Below are 21,396 nucleotides of genomic sequence, written 5' to 3' on the forward strand. Positions count from 1 at the left end.
AAGGACAGGTGGAAAGCTGAATTTGCTGCGACAGGTGGGTTCAACCCTTTCCGCGGACCCGGAAGCGACCTGCATCGCTGACCGGTATCCTAGGCGACGGCCGGCGACCTCGTCAACCGCGGCGCGCCATGCGGCGGCGGCGCTCAGCCCGCGGCCAACCGCTTGGTCAGGAAAATGCGCGAGTGTCCGGCTGGATAATCCGGCAGTTCGCCGAAGCGGACATAGCCGCGTTTCTCGTAGAACGGCCGCGCCTGGAAGTCGAACGTGTCGAGCCACACGCCGTGGCATCCGCGCGCGACGGCTTCCGCCTCGGCCAGATCCATGATGCGCGTGCCCGCGCCCTGGCCGCGCGCGGCCTCGGGCACCACGAGCAGGTCGACATGCAGCCAGCCGTAAGCCGTGCTGCCCCACAGGCCACCGACCACCGCGCCTTCGCCATCGGTCACGACCACGGCCAGCGCACGGAAGTCGTTCGGGCCTGCCTGGCTTTCGTTGAACCGGACGAGCGGCGCGACGATCTGCTTGCGAACGTTCGCGTCGCCTGCGTCCGTCACCTCATATGTGAACGTCATCGGTTGAATCCGCTTGAATCGAAAATAACAAGGAAGTGTTGAAGCCGCACGTACCGCGTCAGACGACGTAAGCGCCCTTCGCGTGCAGTTCCGCTTCCGTGCGTTCGAGCGCGGCGATCGCATCGCTGCCTTCGAGCGCCAGCAACTGCGCGACCAGCGCTTCGGCCATCGCGTGTGCGGCCACCAGCGACGGGAAGAACGACGGGCTGTCGTGCGTGAAGATCAGCTGCGCATCCGCGTGCAGCGCAATCGGCGACACCGCGCTGTCGGTGATCGCGACGATCCGGCTGCCCTGCGCCTTCGCGGCCTGCGCGACGCGCGTCGCTTCCTGCGAATACGGCGCGAAGCTGACGACGACGGTCACGCTCTGCTTCGCGATCGTCCGCAGCTCCATCTCGAGCGAACCGGCGACGCCGTTGAGCAGCGACACGGTCGGACGGAACAGCCGGTAGCCGTACACGAAACCGAATGCGACCGGATAGCACGAGCGAAACCCCGCGACATGCACGTGCGACGCCTTGCGGATCAGTTTCGCGGCATCGGCGAGCGCGTGCTCGTTCTGCGCGGCCGTGGCCGACAGGTTGTGTTGTTGCGCGGCGAGCAGGTCGTGCGCGAGCGACGCCTTCGCGTCGGGCCGCACGAGCGAGCGCGCCCGCTGCGTGAGCGGCTCGGGGCGCGTGCGCACGCGCGCGACGCACAGGTCGCGCAGCTCGTTCCAGCCGGGGAAGCCGAATTGCTGCGCGAGCCGCACGAGCGACGCGGGCTGCACTTGCGCGCGCTGCGCGACCTTGCGCATCGACGAGGTGGCGACTTCGTCGGGATGATCGAGCAGGAAGGCAGCGCCCGCCTGGAATTGCGGGCTCAGCTCGGAAAATTGCGTCCGGATCCGGGACGCGAGTTCGTCGAAATTGGCGGCCATCTTGGTGGGAACGGGAACCGGTCGTCCATGGTATCACCGGCCCCGCGCGCACCGGTCAGCGCAGCACTTCGACGTGATCGGCGTCCACCTTCACGCTGCCCGACCATTTGCGCTCGAATTCACCGGTCACCTTCACGTCGTTCTTGTCGGTGACGGGCTGGCCGGCCGCCCACAGCTTGTGGTCGATCTCGACGCGGATCGTGCCGGTCGCATCGGCGAATTCGTAATCCTCGCCGCCGACATGCTTGACGATGCGGCCCTGCAACTGCACGTGCTGGTCGTCCTTGCCGTTCGCGAGCAGTTCCTTCACTGTCGTCGTGGTCAACGTGGACGGCCCCGTGTATTGCGCGTAGACGGCGGCGGGCAGCGTGGCGAGCGCGACTGTCAGGATTCTGGCCAGGTATTTCATGATCTCGTTCCTCTTTTTCGATGTGACGCCGCGCCCCGTTGAACGCGACGGCGCCAGATTACGGACCGTAAGATTAAGCAAACCTGAAGGTCGCGCCGAGGCGACACGGTGCCGCATTGGACGAGTACGAAGGCGCGACGCGTGCCGCCCGCATTTAAGGTCCACCTAAGACACGGGCGCTTATCATGGGAACCCCGGGTGCCACGGCACCCCGTTGAAGAGACACCAATTCATGCGCGTATTGCTCGTCGAGGACGATCCGCTGATCGGCAGCGGGCTCGAACAGGGCCTCAAACAGGAAGGCTTCGCGGTCGACTGGGTGAAGGACGGCGACGCCGCGTCGCTCGCGCTGCGCGCGACCGGCTACGGCCTGCTGCTGCTCGATCTCGGGCTGCCGAACCGCGACGGCCTGTCGGTGCTCGCCGCGCTGCGCCGCCGCGACGAAAACCTGCCCGCGATCATCATCACCGCGCGCGACGGCGTGCCCGACCGCATCGCGGGCCTCGACAGCGGCGCGGACGACTATCTCGTCAAGCCGTTCGAGCTCGACGAGCTGCTCGCCCGCATCCGCGCGGTCACCCGCCGCCACGCGGGCCGCGCGCAGACGACGCTCGTGATCGGCCCGCTGCGGCTCGACCCCGTCAAGCACGTCGTCTGGCTCAATGACGATGAAGTGCCGCTGTCGCCGAAGGAGTTCGTGCTGCTGCACGAGCTGATGCGCGACCCGGGTGCAGTGATTTCGCGCGAGCAGTTCGAGGAGCGGCTGTACAGCTGGGGCGAGGAAATCGAGAGCAACGCCGTGCAGGTGCATATCCACAACCTGCGCAAGAAACTCGGCCACGACATGATCCGCACGGTACGCGGCGTCGGCTACCGGATCGGTGACGGCGCATGACGCACATGCAACGCGCGGTCGCACGCTGGCGCAGCGCGTCGCTGCGGCGGCGCCTGCTGATGTGGCTGATGCCGGCCGCGTGCGTGATCGGCCTCGTCGCGAGCGCGGGCACCTACTGGGGCGCACTGCGCGAGCTCGACGACCTGCTCGACGACCAGATGCGCAGCATGTCGAAGCAGATCGTCGTCGGCCCGAACGGCGAGCTGTCGTTCAGCGACCACGCCAACGGCAAGCACGGCTTCGAAGCGAGCGACCCCGACGCCGTGCTGCTGCAGGTCTGGCGCAACGGCACGCTCGTGTATTCGACCGACCGCGATTCGAAACTGCCGCCGCCCGAGCAGAAAGGCATCGCAAGTGTCGACGTCGGCGGCCAGCCGTGGCGCACCTATGTGACCGAGCGCGGCGGCACGACGATCCGGCTCGCGCAGGCACGCCATGCACGCTGGGAAGCGATCGCGGGCATCGCCGTACACCTGCTGTGGCCGGTGTTCTCGATGCTGCCGCTGCTCGCGATCGGCCTGTGGTTCGGCATCGGCGCCGGGCTGCGGCCGCTGCGTTCGATTGCATCCGGCCTCAAACGCAGGAATGCGAACAATCTGGAACCGGTCGACGTCGGCTCGATGCCGAACGAAGTCCGGCCGCTCGCTGAAGCGATCAACGATCTGCTCGCGCGCCTCGACCGCTCGTTCACGCTGCAGCGGCACTTCATCGCCGATGCCGCGCACGAATTGCGCACGCCAATCATGGGGCTGTCGATCCAGTCGCAGTTGCTGCGGCGCGCGTCGACCGCCGAGGAACGCGAGCACATCCTCGCGCAGATCCAGGCGGGCACGACACGCCTCGGCCACCTCGCCGAGCAGCTGCTGACACTCGCGCGCCTCGAACCCGATGCGCAGGCGGCGGCTTCCGCGTCGACGCCCGTCGATCTCGCCGCGCTGTGCCGGTCGGTGGTATCGGATCGCACGCGCGTCGCCGACGCGCACCGGATCGATCTCGGCGCGATCGTGTCGACGCCCGTGATGACGTCGGGCAATGCCGACACGCTGCGCGTGCTGCTGAACAACCTCGTCGACAACGCGATCCGCTATGCGGGCGACGGCGCGCGTGTCGACGTGTCCGCGCGGCTCGACGGCACGACGCCCGTGCTCGAAGTCGCCGACGACGGCCCCGGGATCCCGGAAGCCGAACGCACCGACGTGTGGGAGCGCTTCTATCGCGGCGAGGGCGCGCAGGCCGTCACGTCGTCGGGCAGCGGGCTCGGGCTGTCGATCGTCAAGCGGATCGCCGAACAGCATAGCGCGACGGTCGCGCTTGGCACCACGCGCAGCGGACGCGGGCTGACCGTCACGGTGCGCTTTCCGCCGCCGGCCTGACGCGCGGGCGGCGGGCAGCTTTTCCACAGATTGTGTTGGCAAGCTTGTGGACAACCGTCCATTAACGGCATCAAGCCATTGATCGGAAAGGGTTTGTCGGTCGTGCGCGGCAAATGCGCCAGCCCGGGGCAGCGCCGCGCCCGGATCAGTTGTCGACGACGCTCCGCTCGACCCGCAGGCCGGTCGAGGTTTCGAGGATGCTGGCGTGCTCCCTCACGACGCAAAACAGGCGGCCCGCGGGATAGTCGTCCGGCCTTTGCCGGGTCCGATCCTCGGTGTGAACGATCACGGTACCGTTGAGCGGATGCGCGCCAACGTGTTCACCCATGAAATAGAGCTGACCGTTCAGCTGGTAGTAGCCATTCCCGAGGTACCAGAACGAATCGCTCCCCGTCGCGATCCGGTCGGCGCCCAGGTAGATCCCGTCGCCTTTCCTGACGATCGGGTAGAACAGCAAGCCGATTTTCGATTCGATGATCGTGTAGTGATTGGCGCGGATGTCGTCGATCACCTTGTCGCGCAGTTCGTCTTTCATGCGTTCGGTCTTGCCGAAGTACGCGGTCTCGTACCTGGCCGGGATGCACGCATGCGCGAGCATGCCACATGCCAGCGCCACCAACGGCACGGCGATCTTGTTCCAGATCGCGCTCACTGATTTCTCTCCAGGTTCCTTATTGTTGGCCTGCAATCCGACACGGCAAATGTTACCGGTGCCGGATCGCGTTGCCAGTTTACCCACCCGGCCACGTTCAGCGACGTTCATTCGTCTAATTGACAACCAGTTGTCTATTACGTAAAGTAGTTGTCAATTCATCCCGCATCCCGAACATGACGAAATCCGCGAAGTTGACCACCGTCGCGCTGTCCGTATTCCGGTTGAACGGCCTGCTGATCGAATGGGGCAACACCTTTGCCGGGCCGCACGGCCTGACCAGTGCGCGCTGGCAGGTGCTGGGCGCCATCTCGCTGGCGCCGGAATCCCCGAACATCCCGCAGATCGCCGACGCGATGGGCATCACGCGGCAGGCGGTGCTGAAACAGATCAACGTGCTGACCGACGAAGGGCTGGTGCAATCGCTGCCCAATCCGGCGCACAAGCGCTCCCCTTTGTACACGCTGACGCCTCGCGGCGAGGCGGCCTATCAGGCCGTGGTCACGCAGTGGCAGCAGCATGTCCGCGACATCGCCGGCGACTTCAGTTCGGCTGACCTGGACGCGGCGATCCGCGTCCTGTCGGCGATGTCCAGCGCGCATGGCGCCGATGCGCCGACGTGAGCGCTCAAGCGCCCCCTCCCCCTCACCCGAAGGAGTTCACATGCCTCATTTCAAGCCGATGGATCCGGCCTTTCCGATCCAGCAACAGATCGCGATCGACGCGGAGCCGGTCGTCCTCGTCAACGTGTTCACGTTGGCCGCCGCCGACGAAGCGGACTTTCTCGCCGTGTGGAAGGACGATGCCGAATTCATGAAACGGCAGCCGGGATTCATCTCGACCCAACTGCATCGCGCGCTCGGTGACAGTCCGACTTACCTGAACTACGCGATCTGGGAATCGACCGAAGCGTTTCGCGCGGCCTTCACCCATCCGGAGTTCGTCGCCAAGCTGTCGGCCTATCCGTCGTCCGCCGTCGCGAGCCCGCACCTGTTCCAGAAAGTCGGCGTGGCCGGTATCTGCACTGCATGAGTGCACGCGCGAAGCGGGGCAACGCGTGGCATTCGCGGGTGTGCTGCGTGTCGCTCGCACACCCGGAGTTCTCCACAGAAAATGTTGGCAAGCTTGTGGATATCCTGCGCACCGCACCGCTAAGCCCTTGATCCGATGGACTTTGGCACGCGTGATGCAGACGAAGCCCCGTCGAGGGCCATCACGTATGCCGCGTCGCCGCACTTCGCGTCACGACGCCACGCCGATGCACGTCGACGTCGGCGCACACGTGCCCGCCAGGCGCGACGCCACTTACCCACAGATTTTGTTGGCAAGCTTGTGGATATCCTGCGCAAGCCTGCGCTAACCCGTTGATCGGCCTACGGTTCATGCGCGGCGTCACGGTTGCGGCACCCTGCGCTCCGGGCAGGCGCGCAGGCGGACGATCCCGCGCAACAGCAGCACGCTGCTGTCGCCTTGACGCTCGCGCCCGTCACGCGTCAAGATCACGCGAGCCGCATGCGGCCGCGCATCGCCGGCTGCGCGCGACGGCTCAACGGCCCGGCCGTTCCGCCGGTGCCGCACCACGACACATCACTCCGAGGAAGACCATGGAACACTTCACCGCGTTGCAGTGGGTCGTCTCACTCGTGCTCGTCGCCGTCGTCATCTATCCGTATGTCCGCATCGTGCGGCGTACCGGTCATTCGGGCTGGTGGATCCTGACGATGTTCGTCCCGGTCCTGAACTTCATCATGTTGTGGGTGTTCGCGTTCGCGCGCTGGCCCACCGTCGACGATCGGCAGCCCTGACCGTCGCCATCGCGGCCGCATGGCTTGTCCACAGATTTTGTTGGCAAGCATGTGGATAGCCTGCGCATACCCCGGGCAAGCGCTTGATCCGAAAGACTTTGTCCGCGCCGCTTCAAATGCGGCACGCGGCCGGGAAAATGCCGCTCACCCACCCGTTCGCCAGGTGACGGGGCGCCTTCCGCGCATGCGCACCGGCTTGTCCACAGATTTTGTTGGCAAGCATGTGGATAGCCTGCGCATACGCCGGGCAAGCGCTTGATCCGAAAGACTTTGTCCGCGCCGCTTCAAATGCGGCACGGCGGCTTGCGCCACGCCGGACGCGGCCGCGCGCGAGCTTGTCCACAATTTTTGTTGGCAAGCATGTGGATATCCTGAGCATGCGTGACCTAAGTCGTTGATCGCACAACGTTTGCTCACGCGGGTCACGGCTGCGGCACGGCGTGCATGCGGATCGCGTCACGCACGCCACGCCGTACCGCCCTGCTCAACCGAACGCCGTGGCCACGACGCTCGCGACGCCCGCGATCACGTCGTCCTTCGCGCTCGCGTCGGCGCTCGCCTGCGTGTAGTACACGACCAGCACGATCGGCGCACGCGACGGCGACCACACGACACCCGCGTCGTTGGTCGTCCCGTAGTCGCCGGTGCCCGTCTTGTCGGCGACCGTCCATCCCGCCGGCACGCCGGCACGGATCCGCTTGCCGCCCACCTTGTTGCCGCGCATCCACGTGACGAGCTGCGCACGCTGCGCGGCCGGCAGCGCATCGCCGACCATCAGCGCGCGCATGCTCGCGGCCATCGCGGACGGCGTCGTCGTGTCGCGCTGGTCGCCCGGCAGCGCGGTATTCAGTTCGGTCTCCCATCGATCGAGGCGGAATGCGCGGTCGCCGATCGAGCGCGCGTAGGCCGTTACCGCCGACGGGCCGCCGAGCAGCTTCATCAGCAGGTTCGCCGCCGAGTTGTCGCTGTACTGGATCGCGGCCTCGCACAGCGCGGCGACCGTCATGCCGTCGTCGACATGCTTCTCCGACACCGGCGAATACTTGACGAGGTCGGCCTTGGTATACGTCACGCGCTGTTGCAGCAACGCCGGGCGCTTGATGCTCTGCGCCAGCACCGCCGCGCTCAGCATCGCCTTGAACGTGCTGCAGAACGGGAAGCGCTCGTCGGCACGATGCACCAGGCGCCGGCCGCTCGCGGTGTCGATGGCGCATACGCCGAGGCGGCCACCCGCGTCGCGTTCGAGGCGGGCAAACGTCGCAGCGGCCGCTACCGCGGTCACGTCCGGCGTGGCGGCCTCGTCCGGCGCGGCTGCCTGCGTCGATGCGCACGCGCCGACGGTCAAGGCGAGCGGCACCGTCGCGGCAGCCAACAGCAGGGTTCGACGTCTGGATGAGTAAGTCATGTCGGTTGTCTCGTGGTGGAATGGAGGCGAAATGGTGTTGAGCACGCCAGGCCGGCGAGACAGCACTATCGACACTTTACGGTTACCTGACAAGCAACGATAATTGAGCGCTGACAAAAGAAATTCTTATGACCAAGCTCCGCCCTCATCTTCCGCTCAATGCGCTGCGCGCGTTCGAATCGTCGGCGCGCCACCTGAACTTCACGCGCGCCGGCCTCGAGCTGAGCGTGACCCAGGCCGCAGTCAGCCAGCAGGTGCGCTCGCTCGAGGAGCGGCTCGGCTGCACGCTGTTCACGCGGCTGCCGCGCGGCCTCGGGCTCACCGACGAAGGGCGCGCGCTGCTGCCGGTGCTGAGCGACGCGTTCAGCCGCATCGAGACGGTGCTCAAGCAGTTCGACGGCGGGCGCTTCCACGAGGTGCTGTCGCTCGGCGTCGTCGGCACCTTTGCCATAGGCTGGCTAATGCCGCGCTTGAAGCAGTTCGGCGATACGCACCCATTTGTCGAGCTGCGGCTGCGAACCAACAACAACGTCGTCGATCTCGCCGCCGAGGGCCTCGACTTCGCGATCCGTTTCGGGGAAGGCAACTGGCCGACGACGCGCAACGAGCGCCTGCTCGACGCGCCGCTCACCGCGCTGTGCGCGCCGGATATCGCGCGGCGCCTCGCGCAGCCGGCCGATCTCGCGAACGAAACGCTGCTGCGCTCGTACCGCACCGACGAATGGCTCGGCTGGTTCGAGGCCGCGCAGCTCGCACCGTGGGCGGTCAACGGGCCCGTGTTCGATTCGTCGCGGCTGATGGTCGAGGCCGCGATGCAGGGCGCGGGCGTCGCTCTCGCGCCGGCGTGCATGTTCGCGCGCGAACTGCGGCTCGGCCTGCTCGCGCGGCCGCTCGACATCGACGTGTGCGCCGGCGGCTACTGGCTCACCTCGCTGAAGTCGAAGCCGCTCACGCCGGCAATGACGCTCTTTCGCGACTGGATCGTGGCCGAAGCGGCCGAGGCCGAGCAGGCCGAATGACACGGCCCCGCTTGTCCACAGAAAGTGTTGGCAAGGATGTGGATATCCTGGGTACCCGGGACCTAAGCCCTTGATCGCGCACGAATTAGCGCGCCGACGCAGACATCGGGCAGCCCGTGTGCACGGGCTTCGCACGCCGGCCTCCAGCGGCCCGATCCTCAACTGTCACGACGCAATCGATTGCGAGTTATCCACAGAATATGTTGGCAAGCCTGTGGATATCCTTCCAATGCGGCGCGTAACACCCTGATACAAAAGGGGATTCAATACAGGAACCTTGCAAGGTCAACCGTGTGGCAGCGCAAGCGCTTTTGCACGGCACGCGCCGTGCACCCGGTCGGAGGCCGGCCGGTTCTCCACAGATTGTGTTGGCAAGCTTGTGGATATCCTGCGCATCGGCCGCCTAACTCATTGAGCGCACGGGGTTTTATGCTGCTTCTGCAGAATCGGGCAGCGCCGGCGCAGCCCGTGCGGCAAGCGCCGGCGCCCTCCGCGCATCAATGCCGGTCAAGCCCGCCGCGCAATTCGCTCGCCTTGTCGCGCAGCGCCTCGTAGCCCGAGCGTGCATGCTCGGGCAGGTCGGGATCGCCGATCAGCGCGCCGAGCGTTTCGATCAGGCTGAACAGGATGCCCTTCGCCGCGCCGACCGCGATGCTCTGCGATTCGATCGACTTGTGCAGGTGGTCGACCGCCGCTTCCAGATTCTCGAGCTTGTGCTCGCTGTCGTCGGGCCGGTTGTCGGTCGTCATCGTCTACCTCCGCCATCGTTCAAGGGTCATGTCACGATTCTATGCCGCTGCGCGCGAACGTGGCGCGACATCGCGCAACGTTCCCTCAACGTACATGCCGCGCCGCGCTACAGCACCGCGACCACCTTCACGCGGCCCGGCTGCTCCGCCGATGCAACCACCTGGCCGTCGACGCGGCGGAACGTGAGCGACACGGTTTCGTCGCCGACGCGCAGCGCGTCGATCCGCAGCCAGTCGACGCCTTCCGGCAGCGCCGGGCGCTCGACCCGCACCTCGTGGCGCGACGCGTCGATGCTCACGCCGAGGCAGGCCTGCAGCATCATGAACGGCGCACCGGCCGCCCACGCTTGCGGCAGGCAGGCCACCGGATACGCGGTCGGCGGTTCGCCGCGCCGGCGCGGGAACCCGCAGAACAGTTCGGGCAGGCGCATCTCGAAGCTCACCGCCGCCTCGAACAGCGCGCGCAGCAGGTTCACCGCGGCCGTCTTGTCGCCGTAGCGCGCCAGCCCGCGTGCGATCAGCGCATTGTCGTGCGGCCACACCGAGCCGTTGTGATACGCCATCGGATTGAAGCGCGGCTGGCCGGCAGCGAGCGTGCGGATGCCCCAGCCCGTCTGGAACAGCGTCGAGCCGAGTACGCCGGCGACCGCCGCGCCACGCTCGGCGTCGGGCAGCCCGAACGCGAGCAGGTGGCCCGCGTTCGATGCGAACACGCGGCACAGGTCGCCATGGCCGTCTAGCGCGATGCCATAGAAATCGCCTTCCGGCATCCAGAACAGCGCGTCGACCTGCTCGCGCAGCGTCTTCGCACGCAACGCGTAGCGCGTCGCGTCGGCCGCGTGGCCGCGCCGGTGCGAGCACATCGACATCGCATCGAGTGCCGCGCACGCATACGCCTGCACTTCGACGAGCGCGATCGGCCCGTCCGGGAAGCGGCCGTCCGCGTGGAACACAGAATCGTGGCTGTCCTTCCAGCCCTGGTTCGCGAGGCCGCGCTCCGACGTGCGCTGATAATCGAGCAGTCCGTAAGGATTGCGGTCGCACTTGTCGATCACCCATTGCGCGGCGCGCTCGAGCGCGGGCCACAGCTCGTCGATCAGCGCATCGTCGCCGGTGCGTTCGACATACGCGCCCGCGAGCACGATGAACAGCGGAGTCGTGTCGACACCGCCGTAGTACAGCGCGAACGGCACCTCGCCCGTCGCGGCCATCTCGCTGCGGCGGAACTCGTGCATGATCTTGCCGGGCTCCGCGTCGCGGAACGCGGAAGTCTCGCGCGCCTGGTGCTCGGCCAGGAACCGCAGCACGCCGCGCGCGAGCGACGGCTGCAGCCACAGCATCTGCAGCGACGTGATCACCGCGTCGCGGCCGAACGGCGTCGAGAACCACGGAATGCCCGCATACGGGTACGGCCCCGTGTCGAGCTGGGTCGTGAGCAGCCCGAGATCCGCGAGCGAACGGTCGAGCCATGCGTCGAACAGCGGATTGCCGGTGTTCACGCGCGCCATCGATTCGCGCCGCGCGCGCATTTCGCGGTGCACGCCGACGAGCGCGGTACGCAGCGCGACGCGGCCGCATCCCGGCGCTTCCGCATGCACCGGGCCGAGCGTTGCGTCGACGGTCAGGTAGATCGACACGCAGGCCTGCGCGGCAATCGTCAGCGTGTAGTCGGCACGATCGACCGACAGCGCGTCGGGCGCCGGCGAGAAATGCACGGTCACGTTGCGCTCGACGCTGTCGAGGCCGTCGTAGCGCAGCTGCACCGCGCCCGCGTCGACGCGCGGCGCAACGACCGTGCCGCGCTTCGGGCGCTGCGTGCCGCGCACCTCGAACATGTCCTTGAAATCGGCCGCGAACGACAGCGACAGCGGCACCTCGGCTTCGCTCATGCCGTAGTTCGTCAGCGTCAGCGCTTCGTAAAGCACGTCACCCGCGAGCACGCGCATCCGCTCGATGTGGATCACGCCCTCGGGCGTTTCGTGGCCGCCGAGCGGCGGCAGCGGGCGGTTCGTCAGGTGCGCGGTGAACGACGCGTTATCGGCACTCGTCGCGCCCGACAGCAGCGACGGCGCGCGGCCGCCGAAGGTCAGGCGCCACTTCGACAGCACGCGCATGTCGTCGACGAACAGGCCGTCGTCATGACCGCCGATGTCGCCGAGCGCGTCGCTGACCACGAACGCGTCACCGGATTTCAGGACGTACTGGTTGTTGCGCGCCAGTACCTGCGGATCGGCTTCGGGCGCGATGAATGCGGGGGCCGACGCTGGGGTCGGTGCAGCAGGCGCGACTGGCGGCGCCTGGGTCGTCGTGGCTTCGGCGTGATTCGGCATCGATGCTCCTGTGTCGGGTCGCAACGCGCGGCGCGTCGCGTGTTTCGCACAGGATAGGACAGAACGGGGGACGTGCGCAGCGACGAAAAAGACGCGACACCCTGCGACGTGGTCGTCGCCGCAGGGCATCGCGCGGGCACGTCAGGCGCCGGTCAGAATTTCCACAGGATGTTGCCGAGGATGGCGTTGTCGCGCACGCCGCTGCCGTACTGGCCGCTGTACGTGAGGCCGAGCGTCAGGCGCTTCGTGATGTTCGCGTCGATGCCGGCCTCGAGCACGGCGCTGTCGCGTGCAATCGGCACGCCCGATACCTGGAACGATGTTCCGCCGTTCGCGAACGTGAACGCCGACGACGGCCGAACGTTGCCGAACGCATGCCGCCAGCCGACCGTCCCGCGCGCGGTGAACGTGCCGCTCGCCATCGCGCCGAGCTGCGACGCCGCGCGCAAACCGAGCGTCGAGAAGCCGACGTGGGTCGTCTCGCCGCCGGCACGCAGCGCGGCCGCACCACCGGTTTCCGAATAGCCGTCGGTATGCAGGTTCACATACGCGAGGCCCGCAAACGGTTCGATCGCCACCGGCCCGACCGGCAGCGCGTAGCCGACTTCACCGAACACCTGCGCCGAATTCGCGTCGTAGCCGGCCGAGTCGTGATCGGAGAAGCCCGCGAAGCCCGGGGAACGGTCGCTGTTGATCCGGTACCACGTGTACGACGCGCCGCCGCGCACGCCGAGCGCACCGTACTGCGCGCCGCCGTACAGCGACAGGTAGTAGCTGTTCACCGACGCCGACGAGCTCTGGTCGTTGTCGAGCGAGCTGTGCGTGACACCCGCGGCCAGACCCGCCCGCCACTTGTCGTTGAGCGCCATGTCGGCACCGGCGATGAAGCCGGTCATGCTGCGGTTGATCGTCGACGCGTTGCCGTCGCCGGTGAGCCGGCTGCGGCCGCCGAACGCCTGCCCCCAGACGACCGGCTGGTAAGGCGTACCGCCGTAGCAGCCCTCACGCGAGCCGATCCGGCTCTCCGGCGGCAGCGTCGGGTCGACCGCGCCGGCCGTGTTGTCGCCACACAAGGCTGCGCCGCCCGACGACAGCGCGGCGAGCGGGCCCGATCCGGGCGCGAGGCCCTGGCGGACGCGATCGGTCACCGCGTCGCGCACATAGCGGCTGTCGAGCAGCAGCATGCTCTTCAGGCTCGCCTGCAGTTCGCCGTCGAGCAGCCCGTAGGCGCGGCGCGCGGTCGCCACATCGGTCGTCAGCACCGCGTCGTACAGCGGGTTGCCGGCGCCGAGCCCGCCGAGCGCGGTCGCGACCGAGCGCTGGTTGGGCGTCGTCGCGACGTCGGGCAGCGACGTGCCGTTCTCGACCAGCCGCAGGTACACGTGATTCGGGTCGTAGCTGAGCGTCGGCGCGAGGAACGCGTAGTTCGCATTCACCTGGCTGAACGCGCCCTGCACGCCCGACGCCGCGGTCACGATCGTGTAGGTCGTGCTCGGCTGGTAGCCGCTCTGGTTCGCGAGCACCTGCACGGTGCCGCCGTTCAGCGTCGCCGTGCCGCCCGACGCGAGGCTGCCGCTTTGCTGCGGCGAGGCCGCGACCTGGAACGTCGAACCCGGCTGGAACGTCACGTTGCCGCCGACGTTCAGCGCCGCGCCCGGCTGCGGCGCGGCCGCCGTCGCGCCGCCCTGCACCACGAGGCCGCCGATCGTGCCGGTGCCCGTGACCGTCGCACCGTTCTGCACGGTCACGGTCGACTGGCCGAGCGAACCGTTGACGGCGAGCGTGCCCGCGCTGACCGTGGTCGGGCCGCTCAGCGTGCTGGTGCCCGTCAACGTCAGTTGCCCGCTTCCGGCCTGCGTCAGCGAACCCGCGCCGGACAGCACGCTTGCCATCGTCACGTTGCCGGATTGATTGACGATCAGCGCGCCGTTGTCGACGACATTGCCGGCGACGCTGCCCGACGTGCCGCCGTTGCCGAGTTGCAGCGCGCCACCGGCCGCGATCGTCGTGCCGCCCGTGTAGGTGTTCGCCCCCGTCAGCGTCTGAATACCGGTGCCGGCGATCGTCACGCCGCCCGCCCCGCCGATCGTCTCGCCGAAGCTGCCGTTGCCGCTCCCGTTCAACGTCAGCGCATTGGCGCCGAGATTGACGGTCGCGCCGGCCGCGCCGTTCAACGTGCCGATCGTCTGCGCGCCGGTCGCACCGCTCACGTCGAACGTCGCCCCCGTCCCCGCGAGATTCACCGCGCTACCCGATGCCAGGCTGCCGCCCGCGCCGAGTGCCAGCGTGCTGCCGCCGTTGATGGTCGTGCCGCCGGTGTAGGTGTTCGCGCCCGTCAGTGTTTGCGTGCCCGTGCCGGCGAACGTCACGCCGCCCGTGCCACCGATCGCACCGCCGAATGTGCCGTTGCCGCTGCCGGTCAACGTGAGCGCATTCGTGCCCAGGTTCACGTTCGTGCCGACGCTGCCGCTCAGTGCACCAATCGTCTGTGCGCCCGTCGCGCCACTCACGTTGAACGTCGCGCCCGTGCCGGCGAGATTCACCGCGCTGCCCGACGCGAGGCTGCCACCTGCGCCGAGTGCCAGCGTGCTGCCGCCGTTGATGGTCGTGCCGCCGGTGTAGGTGTTCGCGCCCGTCAACGTTTGCGTGCCGGTGCCGGCGAACGTCACGCCGCCCGCGCCGCCGATCGCGCCGCCGAAGGTGTTGTTGCCGCTGCCGGTCAACGTGAGTGCATTCGTGCCCAGGTTCACGTTCGTGCCCGCCACGCCATTCAATGCGCCGAGTGTCTGTGTGCCCGTCGCGCCGCTCAGGTTGAACGTGGCGCCCGCGCCGGCCAGATTCACCGCGCTGCCCGACGCGAGGCTGCCGCCCGCACCCAGCGCCAGCGTGCTGCCGCCGTTGATCGTCGTGCCGCCGGTGTAGGTGTTCGCGCCCGTCAGTGCTTGCGTGCCCGTGCCCGCGAACGTCACGCCACCCGTGCCGCCAATCGCGCCGCCGAATGTCCCGCCGCTTCCGCTCAACGTCAGGGTGTTGCCACCGAGATTCACGTTCGTGCCGGCCGCGCCGTTCAACGCGCCGAGTGTCTGCGCGCCCGTCGCGCCGCCCAGGTTGAACGTCGCGCCCGTGCCAGCGAGATTCACCGCGCTACCCGATGCCAGGCTGCCGCCCGCACCCAGCACCAGCGTGCTGCCACCGTTGATCGTCGTGCCACCCGTGTAGGTGTTCGCACCCGTCAGCGTCTGCGTGCCGGTGCCCGCGAACGTCACAGCGCCCGTGCCGCCGATCGTCCCGCCGAACGTATTGTTACCGCTGCCGTTCAGCGTCAGCGCATTCGCGCCCAGGTTCACGTTCGTGCCGGCCGCGCCGGTCAGCGCACCGAGCGTCTGCGCGCCCGACGCGCCGCTGAGGTTGAACGTCGCGCCGGTGCCGGCCAGATTCACCGCGCTGCCCGATGCGAGGCTGCCGCCCGCACCCAGTGCCAGCGTGCTGCCGGCACCGATCATCGTGCCGCCCGTGTAGGTGTTCGCGCCCGTCAGCGTCTGCGTGCCGGTGCCCGCGAACGCCACGCCGCCGGTGCCGCCGATCACGCCGCCGAATGTGCCGTTGGCGCTGCCGGTCAGCGTCAGCGCATTCGCACCGAGATTCACGTTCGTGCCCGTGACGCCGCTCAGCGTACCGAGTATCTGCATGCCCGTCGCGCCGCTCAGGTTGAACGTCGCACCCACGCCGGCGAGATTCACCGCGCTGCCCGACGCGAGGCTGCCGCCCGCACCCAACGCCAGCGTGCTGCCGCCGTTGATCGTCGTGCCGCCCGTGTACGTGTTCGCACCCGTCAGCGTTTGTATGCCGGTGCCCGCGAACGTCACGCCCCCCGTGCCGCCAATCGCACCGCCAAACGTGCCGCTGGCCGTTCCGCTCAACGTCAGCGCGTTCGCGCCGAGGTTCACGTTCGTGCCGGCCGCGCCGTTCAACGCGCCGATCGTCTGCGCGCCCGATGCACCGCTCAGGTTGAACGTGGCGCCCGTGCCGGCCAGATTCACTGCGCCGCCCGACGCGAGACTGCCGCCCGCACCCAGCGCCAACGTGCTGCCACCGTTGATCGTCGTGCCGCCCGTGTACGTGTTCGCGCCGGTCAGCGTCTGCGTGCCGGTACCCGCGAATGTCACACCACCGGTGCCGCCGATCGCCCCACCGAACGTGCCGTCGGTGCTGCCGTTCAGCGTCAGCGCATTCGCGCCGAGGTTCACGTTCGTGCCGGCGACACCGCTCAGCGTGCCGAGCGTCTGCGCGCCCGATGCACCACTCAGGTTGAAGGTCGCGCCCGTGCCGGCCAGATTCACAGCACCGCCCGACGCGAGGCTGCCGCCCGCGCCCAGTGCCAACGTGTTGCCCGTGTCGATCGTCGTGCCGCCCGTGTACGTGTTCGCACCGGTCAGCGTCTGCGTACCGGTGCCGGCGAACGTCACGCCACCGGTGCCGCCAATTGCCCCGCCGAACGTGCCGCTGGCGGTCCCGCTCAGCGTCAGCCCGTTCGCGCCCAGATCCACGTTCGTACCGGCTGCGCCGTTCAACGCGCCGATCGTCTGCGCGCCCGATGCGCCGCTCAGGTTGAACGTCGCGCCCGCGCCGGCGAGATTCACCGCGCCCGTTGCGGCCAGGCTGCCGCCCGCACCGAGTGCCAGCGTGCTGCCACCGTTGATCGTCGTGCCACCCGTGTACGTGTTCACACCTGTCAGCGTCTGCGTGCCGGTGCCCGCGAACGTCACACCGCCGGTGCCACCGATCACGCCGCCGAACGTGCCGTTGGTGCTGCCGCTCAACGTCAGCGCGTTCGCGCCAAGGTTCACGGCCGAGCCGGCCACCCCGGTCAGCGCGCCGATCGTCTGCGCGCCCGATGCGCCACCCAGGTTGAACGTCGCGCCCGCACCGACGAGGTTCACCGTACCGGTCGACGCGAGGCTGCCGCCCGCGCCGAGCGCCAGCGTGCTGCCACCGTTGATCGTCGTGCCGCCCGTGTACGTGTTCGTGCCGGACAGCGTCTGCGTGCCCGTGCCGGCCACGGTCAGGCCGCCGGTGCCGCCGATCGTGCCGCCGAAATTGCCGCTGGCGGTCCCGCTCAACGTCAGCCCGTTGCCGCCGAGGTTCACGGCCGAGCCGGCGACACCGCTCAGCGCACCGATCGTCTGCGCGCCCGTCGCGCCGCTCAGGTCGAGCGTCGCGCCCGCACCGGCCACGTTCACCGCGCCCGTCGCCGCCAGGCTGCCGCCCGCGCCCAGCGCCAGCGTGCCGCCGTTGATCGTCGTGCCGCCCGTATAGTTGGCCGTGCTCGTCAGCGTCGTCGTCGCCGCGCCGTCCTTCACGAGACCACCCGCGCCAGTGATGCCGCCGTTCAGCGTGAGGGCGTTGCTGCCGCCGAGGGTCAGCGTCGACCCGGTGGCAAGGTTGACTGCATTGTTGACCGACAGGCTCGCGTTCGTGTCGAGCGTCGCCGCGCCGCCGACGTTCAGCGCGCCGCCTCCGAGCGCCCCGCTGTTGCCGAGCACCAGGCCGCCGCTGTTCACGTTCGTGCCGCCCGTATAGACGTTCGCGCCCGTCAGTGTCTGCGTGCCGGTGCCAGCCAGCGTCAGGCTGCCCGCCCCGCCGATCACGCCGCTGAAGGTGCCGCTGGCAGTCCCGCCCAGCGTCAGCCCGTTGCCGCCCATGTTGACGATCGTCCCCGCGACACCCGCCAGCGCACCGATCGTCTGCGCGCTCGTCGCGTTGCTCAGGTCGAGCGCCGCGCCCGCGTTCGCGAGGTTCACCGCGCCGGTCGCCGCCAGGCTACCGCCCGCGCCGACCGCCAGCGTGCCCGCGTTGATCGTCGTGCCGCCTGTGTACGTGTTCGCGCCGGTCAGCGTCGTGGTCGCCGGGCCGTTCTTCACGAGACCGCCCGCGCCGGAAATACCGCCGCCCAGCGTGAGCGCATTGCTACCGCCGAGGGTCAGCGTCGCGCTGTTGGCCAGATTGACCGCGTTGGCGACCGACAGGCTCGCATTCGTGTCGAGCGTTGCCGCGCCTGCGACGTTCAGCGCCCCCGTACCGAGCGCCGCATTGTTGCCAAGCACCACGCTGCTGCCGCCGTTCAGGTTCGTGCCGCCCGTGTAGGTACTCGCGCCGTTCAGCGTCTGCGTGCCGGTGCCGGCCAGCGTCAGGCTTCCAGTGCCGCCGATCGCGCCGCTGAAGGTGCCGCTGGCCGTGCCACCCAGCGTCAGCGCGTTGTTGCCCAGATTGACGTTCGTCCCCGCGACACCCGACAGCGCACCGATCGACTGCGCACGGGTCGCGGCGCTCACGTCGAGCGCGGCACCCGCGCCAGCCAGGTTCACCGCGCCGGCCGCCGACAGGCTGCCGCCCCCGCTGATTGCGAGCGTGCCGGCGTTGATCGTCGTGCCGCCCGTGAAATTGTTCGCGCCCGTCAACGTCGTCGTTGCCGCGCCGTCCTTCACGAGACTGCCCGCGCCGGAGATCACGCCGCTCAGCCCGAGATTGTTGCTGCCGCCGAGCGTCAGCGCGGCGCCCGTCGCGAGGTTGACGGCGTTGTTGACCGTCAGGCTCGTGGTCGTGTCGAGCGTCGCCGCGCCGCCGACGGTCAGCGCGCCCGTGCCGAGCGCTGAGTTGTTGCCGAGCACGAGACCGCCCGCGTTCAGCGTCGTGCCGCCGGTGTAGTTGTTCGCGCCAGACAGCGTCACGGTCGCCGTGCCGTTCTTCACGAGACCGCCGCCGCCGGAGATCGTGCCGTTCAGGCCGAGCGTGTTGCTGCCGGCGAGCGTCAGCGTCGTGCCGGTGCCGACGTTGATGCCGTTCGCGAGCGACACGTTGGTGGTCGCGTCGAGCGATGCCGGGCCGTTGACGTTCACCACGCCACTGCCGAGCGCCGTATTGCTGCCGACGACGAGGTTGCCGCCGTTCAGGTTCGTGCCGCCCGTGTACACGTTCGCGCCGGACAGCGTCTGCGTGCCGGTGCCCGCGAGCGTGACGCCGCCCGAGCCGCCGATCGTGCCCGCGTACGTCGCATTGACGCTGCCGGTCAACGTCAGCGAATTGACGCCGAGGTTCACGTTCGTGCCGGCCGCGCCCGCCAGCGCGCCGACCGTCTGCGCGCCCGCTGCGTTGCTCATGTCGAACGTCGCGCCCGCGCCGGTCAGGTTCACCGTGCCGGCTGCCGCGAGGCTGCCGCCCGCGCCCAGCGCGAGCGTGCCGCTGTTGATCGTCGTGTCGCCGGTGTAGGTGTTCGCGCCGCTCAGCGTCAGCGTCGCCGCACCGTTCTTCACGAGGCCGCCGTTGCCGTTGATGGAGCCGGCCAGCCCGAGATTGTTGCTGCCGCCGACCGTCAGCGTCGTGCCGGTGGCGAGATTGACCGTGTTGTTGAGCGTCGTGTTCGTACTCGTATCGAGCGTGGCCGAGCCGTTGACGTTCAGTGCGCCCGTGCCGAGCGCCGAATTGTTGCCGACCACGATGCCGCCAGCGTTCAGGTTCGTGCCGCCCGTGTAGTTGTTCGCGCCCGCCAGCGTCAGCGTGCCGCTGTCGCTCTTCGTCAACGCGCCGCCGCCCGTCACCGTGCCCGACAGCGTGAGCCCGGTCGAGCCTTGCACCGTCAGTCCGCCCGCGCCAAGGCTCACGTCGTTGCTGACGTTGAGCCCGGCCGTGCCCGCCTGCAGCGCGCCGCCAGTGGCCGTGATGGTGCCCGTGCCGAGCGATGCGTTGTTGCCGATGATCGCGACGCCGCCCGACAAGGTCGCATCCTGCGCGGTCGACGCGCCGTTGATCGTCCAGTTGCCGGTCTCGACGTTCAGGTGATTGAAGTTGATGTAGTTGTTGACCGAGATCGTGCCGTTCGCGGCGCCGCCCTGCTGCAGCACGAGCGTGTTGTTGCCGCCCGCGCCGCCGTCGACCGTGCCCGTCGTCGCGACACCGAGCGTCACCGGGCCGACCGTGATGTTGAACGCGCCCCCGGTGCCGCCCGCCGTGTTGACCGACGAGCCCGTCACCGCGGTGAAGGTGTTCGTACTGTTCGCGCCCATCGACACGCCGCCGTTGATCGTGCCGGCGTTGACGAACGTGTTGCCCGCGCCGGGCGTGCCGTTCGACCCGAGCGACACGCGGCCGGTGATCGTCCCGCTGTTCGTCATGTTGACCGCGGCACCGCCGTACGCGGCGACCACGGGCGAGTCCGCACCGACGAGTGTCGCACCGACCAGCGCGTTCGAGCCGATCGAGCCGGTGTTGTTGATCGTCGTCGTGCCGCCCGTGCCATTCTGGACCGCCAGCGCCATGCCCGTCACGCCGCTGATCGCCACGCCGGTCGAGCCGTTCATCGTGCCGTTGTTGGTCACGTTGGTCATGCTCGCCGCCGCGTTGCCGACCACCGTGCCGCTCGACAGCACACCGAGCCCGAGGCCGAGCAAGGACGGATCGATCGTGCCGTTGTTGGTCAGCGTGACATTGCTACCGGTCAGCGACATCGCGGTGCCGCCGATGCCGAGTTGCACGCCGACGCCAGCGCCGGTGTTGACGGTCACGTTGAGGTTGTTCGCGCTGTTCGAGTAACTCGGCGAAAGCGGGTTCGCGGCGCCGGAGCAGCTCACAATCGAGCCCGCCGTGCTGCAGACCGCATGGGCGGGCAGGATACCGGCGCCGGACAGCGCCAGGAAAACGCCCGTCGGCAACAGGATTCTCGGGAACGGCTCGCCGGCTTTTTTTGAACGCGCAAGATTCATGCTTTTCCTCGTTATTGGAATTGGCATTGCCGTGAAATCGAACGGCCGGCAGCAGAAAATCCGCGGACAAAAGCATCCGCGCCGGCTGTCGCGATGCGACGCCGGCTTATTCATGGACGAATCGTTAATTGCCCCGCAAGGCAGGCGCGAAACTAGTCGAATGACATGTCGATGGCCCCTGTTTTTCTGCAGCGACTTTCTGGTTGATTTGATTACCGCCCTGCTTTTTGTCAGACAAGGCTAGTTCAAAAAAACAGGCTTTTCCAGTCGATCTTTTCCCCGTCGGATCGGGGATTGGCGGGCGTGCATTTTTTACTTATCGGCACACTTCAAACAGGTAAATTCGCGCGCCATTTGTCAGCTTATTTAAATCTTTCTCAAAAAATAACGTAACCGAAGCACCCATGAAAACAAGGTTATAAAATTGATTATCATTCTTGTTTTTGCGGTGCAGTATTTTCACACCCGGAAAATATCGAAACAAGATAATCCCCGGGCATTCGTTAGACTAA

Annotated in this window: 14 protein-coding genes; 6 read left to right on the plus strand and 8 right to left on the minus strand. The window is 68.1% G+C overall.

The features are described 5' to 3' along the window. Positions 1-143: 143 nt before the first annotated feature. From LGN19_RS07425 to LGN19_RS07435, 3 genes are read right to left on the minus strand one after another with little or no spacing between them, the layout of a single operon-like run. Positions 144-572: a GNAT family N-acetyltransferase gene (locus tag LGN19_RS07425; RefSeq protein ID WP_226213755.1), complete on the minus strand. Its 429-nt coding sequence runs from the start codon at positions 570-572 to the stop codon at positions 144-146. Between the two features lie 58 nt (positions 573-630). Next, the gene (locus LGN19_RS07430) at positions 631-1,491 is read right to left on the minus strand and encodes a MurR/RpiR family transcriptional regulator (protein ID WP_122947703.1); all 861 of its coding nucleotides are present in this window, start codon (positions 1,489-1,491) and stop codon (positions 631-633) included. 55 nt (positions 1,492-1,546) lie between these two features. Then, positions 1,547-1,900, minus strand: a complete 354-nt coding sequence (locus LGN19_RS07435; protein WP_122947704.1) for a YgiW/YdeI family stress tolerance OB fold protein — start codon at positions 1,898-1,900, stop codon at positions 1,547-1,549. Between the two features lie 232 nt (positions 1,901-2,132). Between LGN19_RS07435 and LGN19_RS07440 the strand changes: the two genes are divergently transcribed. Further along, positions 2,133-2,795, plus strand: coding sequence for a response regulator (locus tag LGN19_RS07440; protein WP_226213757.1), 663 nt, complete (start codon positions 2,133-2,135; stop codon positions 2,793-2,795). Then, positions 2,792-4,168 carry an ATP-binding protein gene (locus tag LGN19_RS07445; protein ID WP_226213759.1) on the plus strand — a complete coding sequence of 459 codons (1,377 nt, stop codon included), beginning with the start codon at positions 2,792-2,794 and terminating at the stop codon, positions 4,166-4,168. Before LGN19_RS07440 ends, LGN19_RS07445 begins: the two co-directional genes overlap by 4 nt. Before the next feature lie 145 nt (positions 4,169-4,313). On the opposite strand, the gene LGN19_RS07450 is transcribed toward LGN19_RS07445, so the two are convergent. Continuing rightward, positions 4,314-4,931, minus strand: coding sequence for a hypothetical protein (locus LGN19_RS07450; RefSeq protein ID WP_226213761.1), 618 nt, complete (start codon positions 4,929-4,931; stop codon positions 4,314-4,316). Between the two features lie 65 nt (positions 4,932-4,996). Between LGN19_RS07450 and LGN19_RS07455 the strand changes: the two genes are divergently transcribed. The 3 genes from LGN19_RS07455 to LGN19_RS07465 all read left to right on the plus strand — a co-directional run bounded on the left by LGN19_RS07455 (position 4,997) and on the right by LGN19_RS07465 (position 6,625). Then, positions 4,997-5,443 (plus strand): MarR family winged helix-turn-helix transcriptional regulator, encoded by a 447-nt coding sequence (locus LGN19_RS07455; RefSeq protein ID WP_226213762.1) that lies wholly within the window; start codon positions 4,997-4,999, stop codon positions 5,441-5,443. Between the two features lie 40 nt (positions 5,444-5,483). Then, positions 5,484-5,852, plus strand: coding sequence for an antibiotic biosynthesis monooxygenase family protein (locus LGN19_RS07460; protein WP_089441908.1), 369 nt, complete (start codon positions 5,484-5,486; stop codon positions 5,850-5,852). A 572-nt stretch (positions 5,853-6,424) separates the two neighbouring features. Further along, positions 6,425-6,625, plus strand: a complete 201-nt coding sequence (locus tag LGN19_RS07465) for a membrane protein (RefSeq protein WP_043180118.1) — start codon at positions 6,425-6,427, stop codon at positions 6,623-6,625. A gap of 484 nt (positions 6,626-7,109) precedes the next feature. On the opposite strand, the gene blaPEN-bcc is transcribed toward LGN19_RS07465, so the two are convergent. Next, positions 7,110-8,030 (minus strand): PEN family class A beta-lactamase, Bcc-type, encoded by a 921-nt coding sequence (gene blaPEN-bcc, locus LGN19_RS07470; protein ID WP_226213764.1) that lies wholly within the window; start codon positions 8,028-8,030, stop codon positions 7,110-7,112. 128 nt (positions 8,031-8,158) lie between these two features. Between blaPEN-bcc and penR the strand changes: the two genes are divergently transcribed. Next, complete coding sequence (gene penR, locus LGN19_RS07475; RefSeq protein WP_226213766.1) at positions 8,159-9,049, plus strand: beta-lactamase transcriptional regulator PenR; 891 nt, start codon at positions 8,159-8,161, stop codon at positions 9,047-9,049. Between the two features lie 497 nt (positions 9,050-9,546). Here the strand turns inward: penR and LGN19_RS07480 are convergent, their stop codons facing one another. The 3 genes from LGN19_RS07480 to LGN19_RS07490 form a co-directional block, all read right to left on the minus strand. Continuing rightward, positions 9,547-9,798, minus strand: coding sequence for a hypothetical protein (locus LGN19_RS07480; RefSeq protein WP_011354368.1), 252 nt, complete (start codon positions 9,796-9,798; stop codon positions 9,547-9,549). Positions 9,799-9,905: 107 nt separating this feature from the next. Next, complete coding sequence (locus LGN19_RS07485; RefSeq protein WP_226213768.1) at positions 9,906-12,128, minus strand: amylo-alpha-1,6-glucosidase; 2,223 nt, start codon at positions 12,126-12,128, stop codon at positions 9,906-9,908. A gap of 152 nt (positions 12,129-12,280) precedes the next feature. Next, complete coding sequence (locus LGN19_RS07490) at positions 12,281-20,884, minus strand: autotransporter-associated beta strand repeat-containing protein (protein WP_226213772.1); 8,604 nt, start codon at positions 20,882-20,884, stop codon at positions 12,281-12,283. Positions 20,885-21,396: the final 512 nt, after the last annotated feature.

It is taken from the genome of Burkholderia sp. AU30198, assembly GCF_020419825.1.
Taxonomy (GTDB): domain Bacteria; phylum Pseudomonadota; class Gammaproteobacteria; order Burkholderiales; family Burkholderiaceae; genus Burkholderia.

Excerpts from the sequence above, each read along its gene's own strand:
- LGN19_RS07425 (WP_226213755.1), bottom strand. The coding sequence starts at position 572 with ATGACGTTCACATATGAGGTGACGGACGCAGGCGACGCGAACGTTCGC.
- LGN19_RS07430 (WP_122947703.1), bottom strand. The coding sequence starts at position 1,491 with ATGGCCGCCAATTTCGACGAACTCGCGTCCCGGATCCGGACGCAATTT.
- LGN19_RS07435 (WP_122947704.1), bottom strand. The coding sequence starts at position 1,900 with ATGAAATACCTGGCCAGAATCCTGACAGTCGCGCTCGCCACGCTGCCC.
- LGN19_RS07440 (WP_226213757.1), top strand. The coding sequence starts at position 2,133 with ATGCGCGTATTGCTCGTCGAGGACGATCCGCTGATCGGCAGCGGGCTC.
- LGN19_RS07445 (WP_226213759.1), top strand. The coding sequence starts at position 2,792 with ATGACGCACATGCAACGCGCGGTCGCACGCTGGCGCAGCGCGTCGCTG.
- LGN19_RS07450 (WP_226213761.1), bottom strand. The coding sequence starts at position 4,931 with ATGAACGTCGCTGAACGTGGCCGGGTGGGTAAACTGGCAACGCGATCC.
- LGN19_RS07455 (WP_226213762.1), top strand. The coding sequence starts at position 4,997 with ATGACGAAATCCGCGAAGTTGACCACCGTCGCGCTGTCCGTATTCCGG.
- LGN19_RS07460 (WP_089441908.1), top strand. The coding sequence starts at position 5,484 with ATGCCTCATTTCAAGCCGATGGATCCGGCCTTTCCGATCCAGCAACAG.
- LGN19_RS07465 (WP_043180118.1), top strand. The coding sequence starts at position 6,425 with ATGGAACACTTCACCGCGTTGCAGTGGGTCGTCTCACTCGTGCTCGTC.
- blaPEN-bcc (WP_226213764.1), bottom strand. The coding sequence starts at position 8,030 with ATGACTTACTCATCCAGACGTCGAACCCTGCTGTTGGCTGCCGCGACG.
- penR (WP_226213766.1), top strand. The coding sequence starts at position 8,159 with ATGACCAAGCTCCGCCCTCATCTTCCGCTCAATGCGCTGCGCGCGTTC.
- LGN19_RS07480 (WP_011354368.1), bottom strand. The coding sequence starts at position 9,798 with ATGACGACCGACAACCGGCCCGACGACAGCGAGCACAAGCTCGAGAAT.
- LGN19_RS07485 (WP_226213768.1), bottom strand. The coding sequence starts at position 12,128 with ATGCCGAATCACGCCGAAGCCACGACGACCCAGGCGCCGCCAGTCGCG.
- LGN19_RS07490 (WP_226213772.1), bottom strand. The coding sequence starts at position 20,884 with ATGAATCTTGCGCGTTCAAAAAAAGCCGGCGAGCCGTTCCCGAGAATC.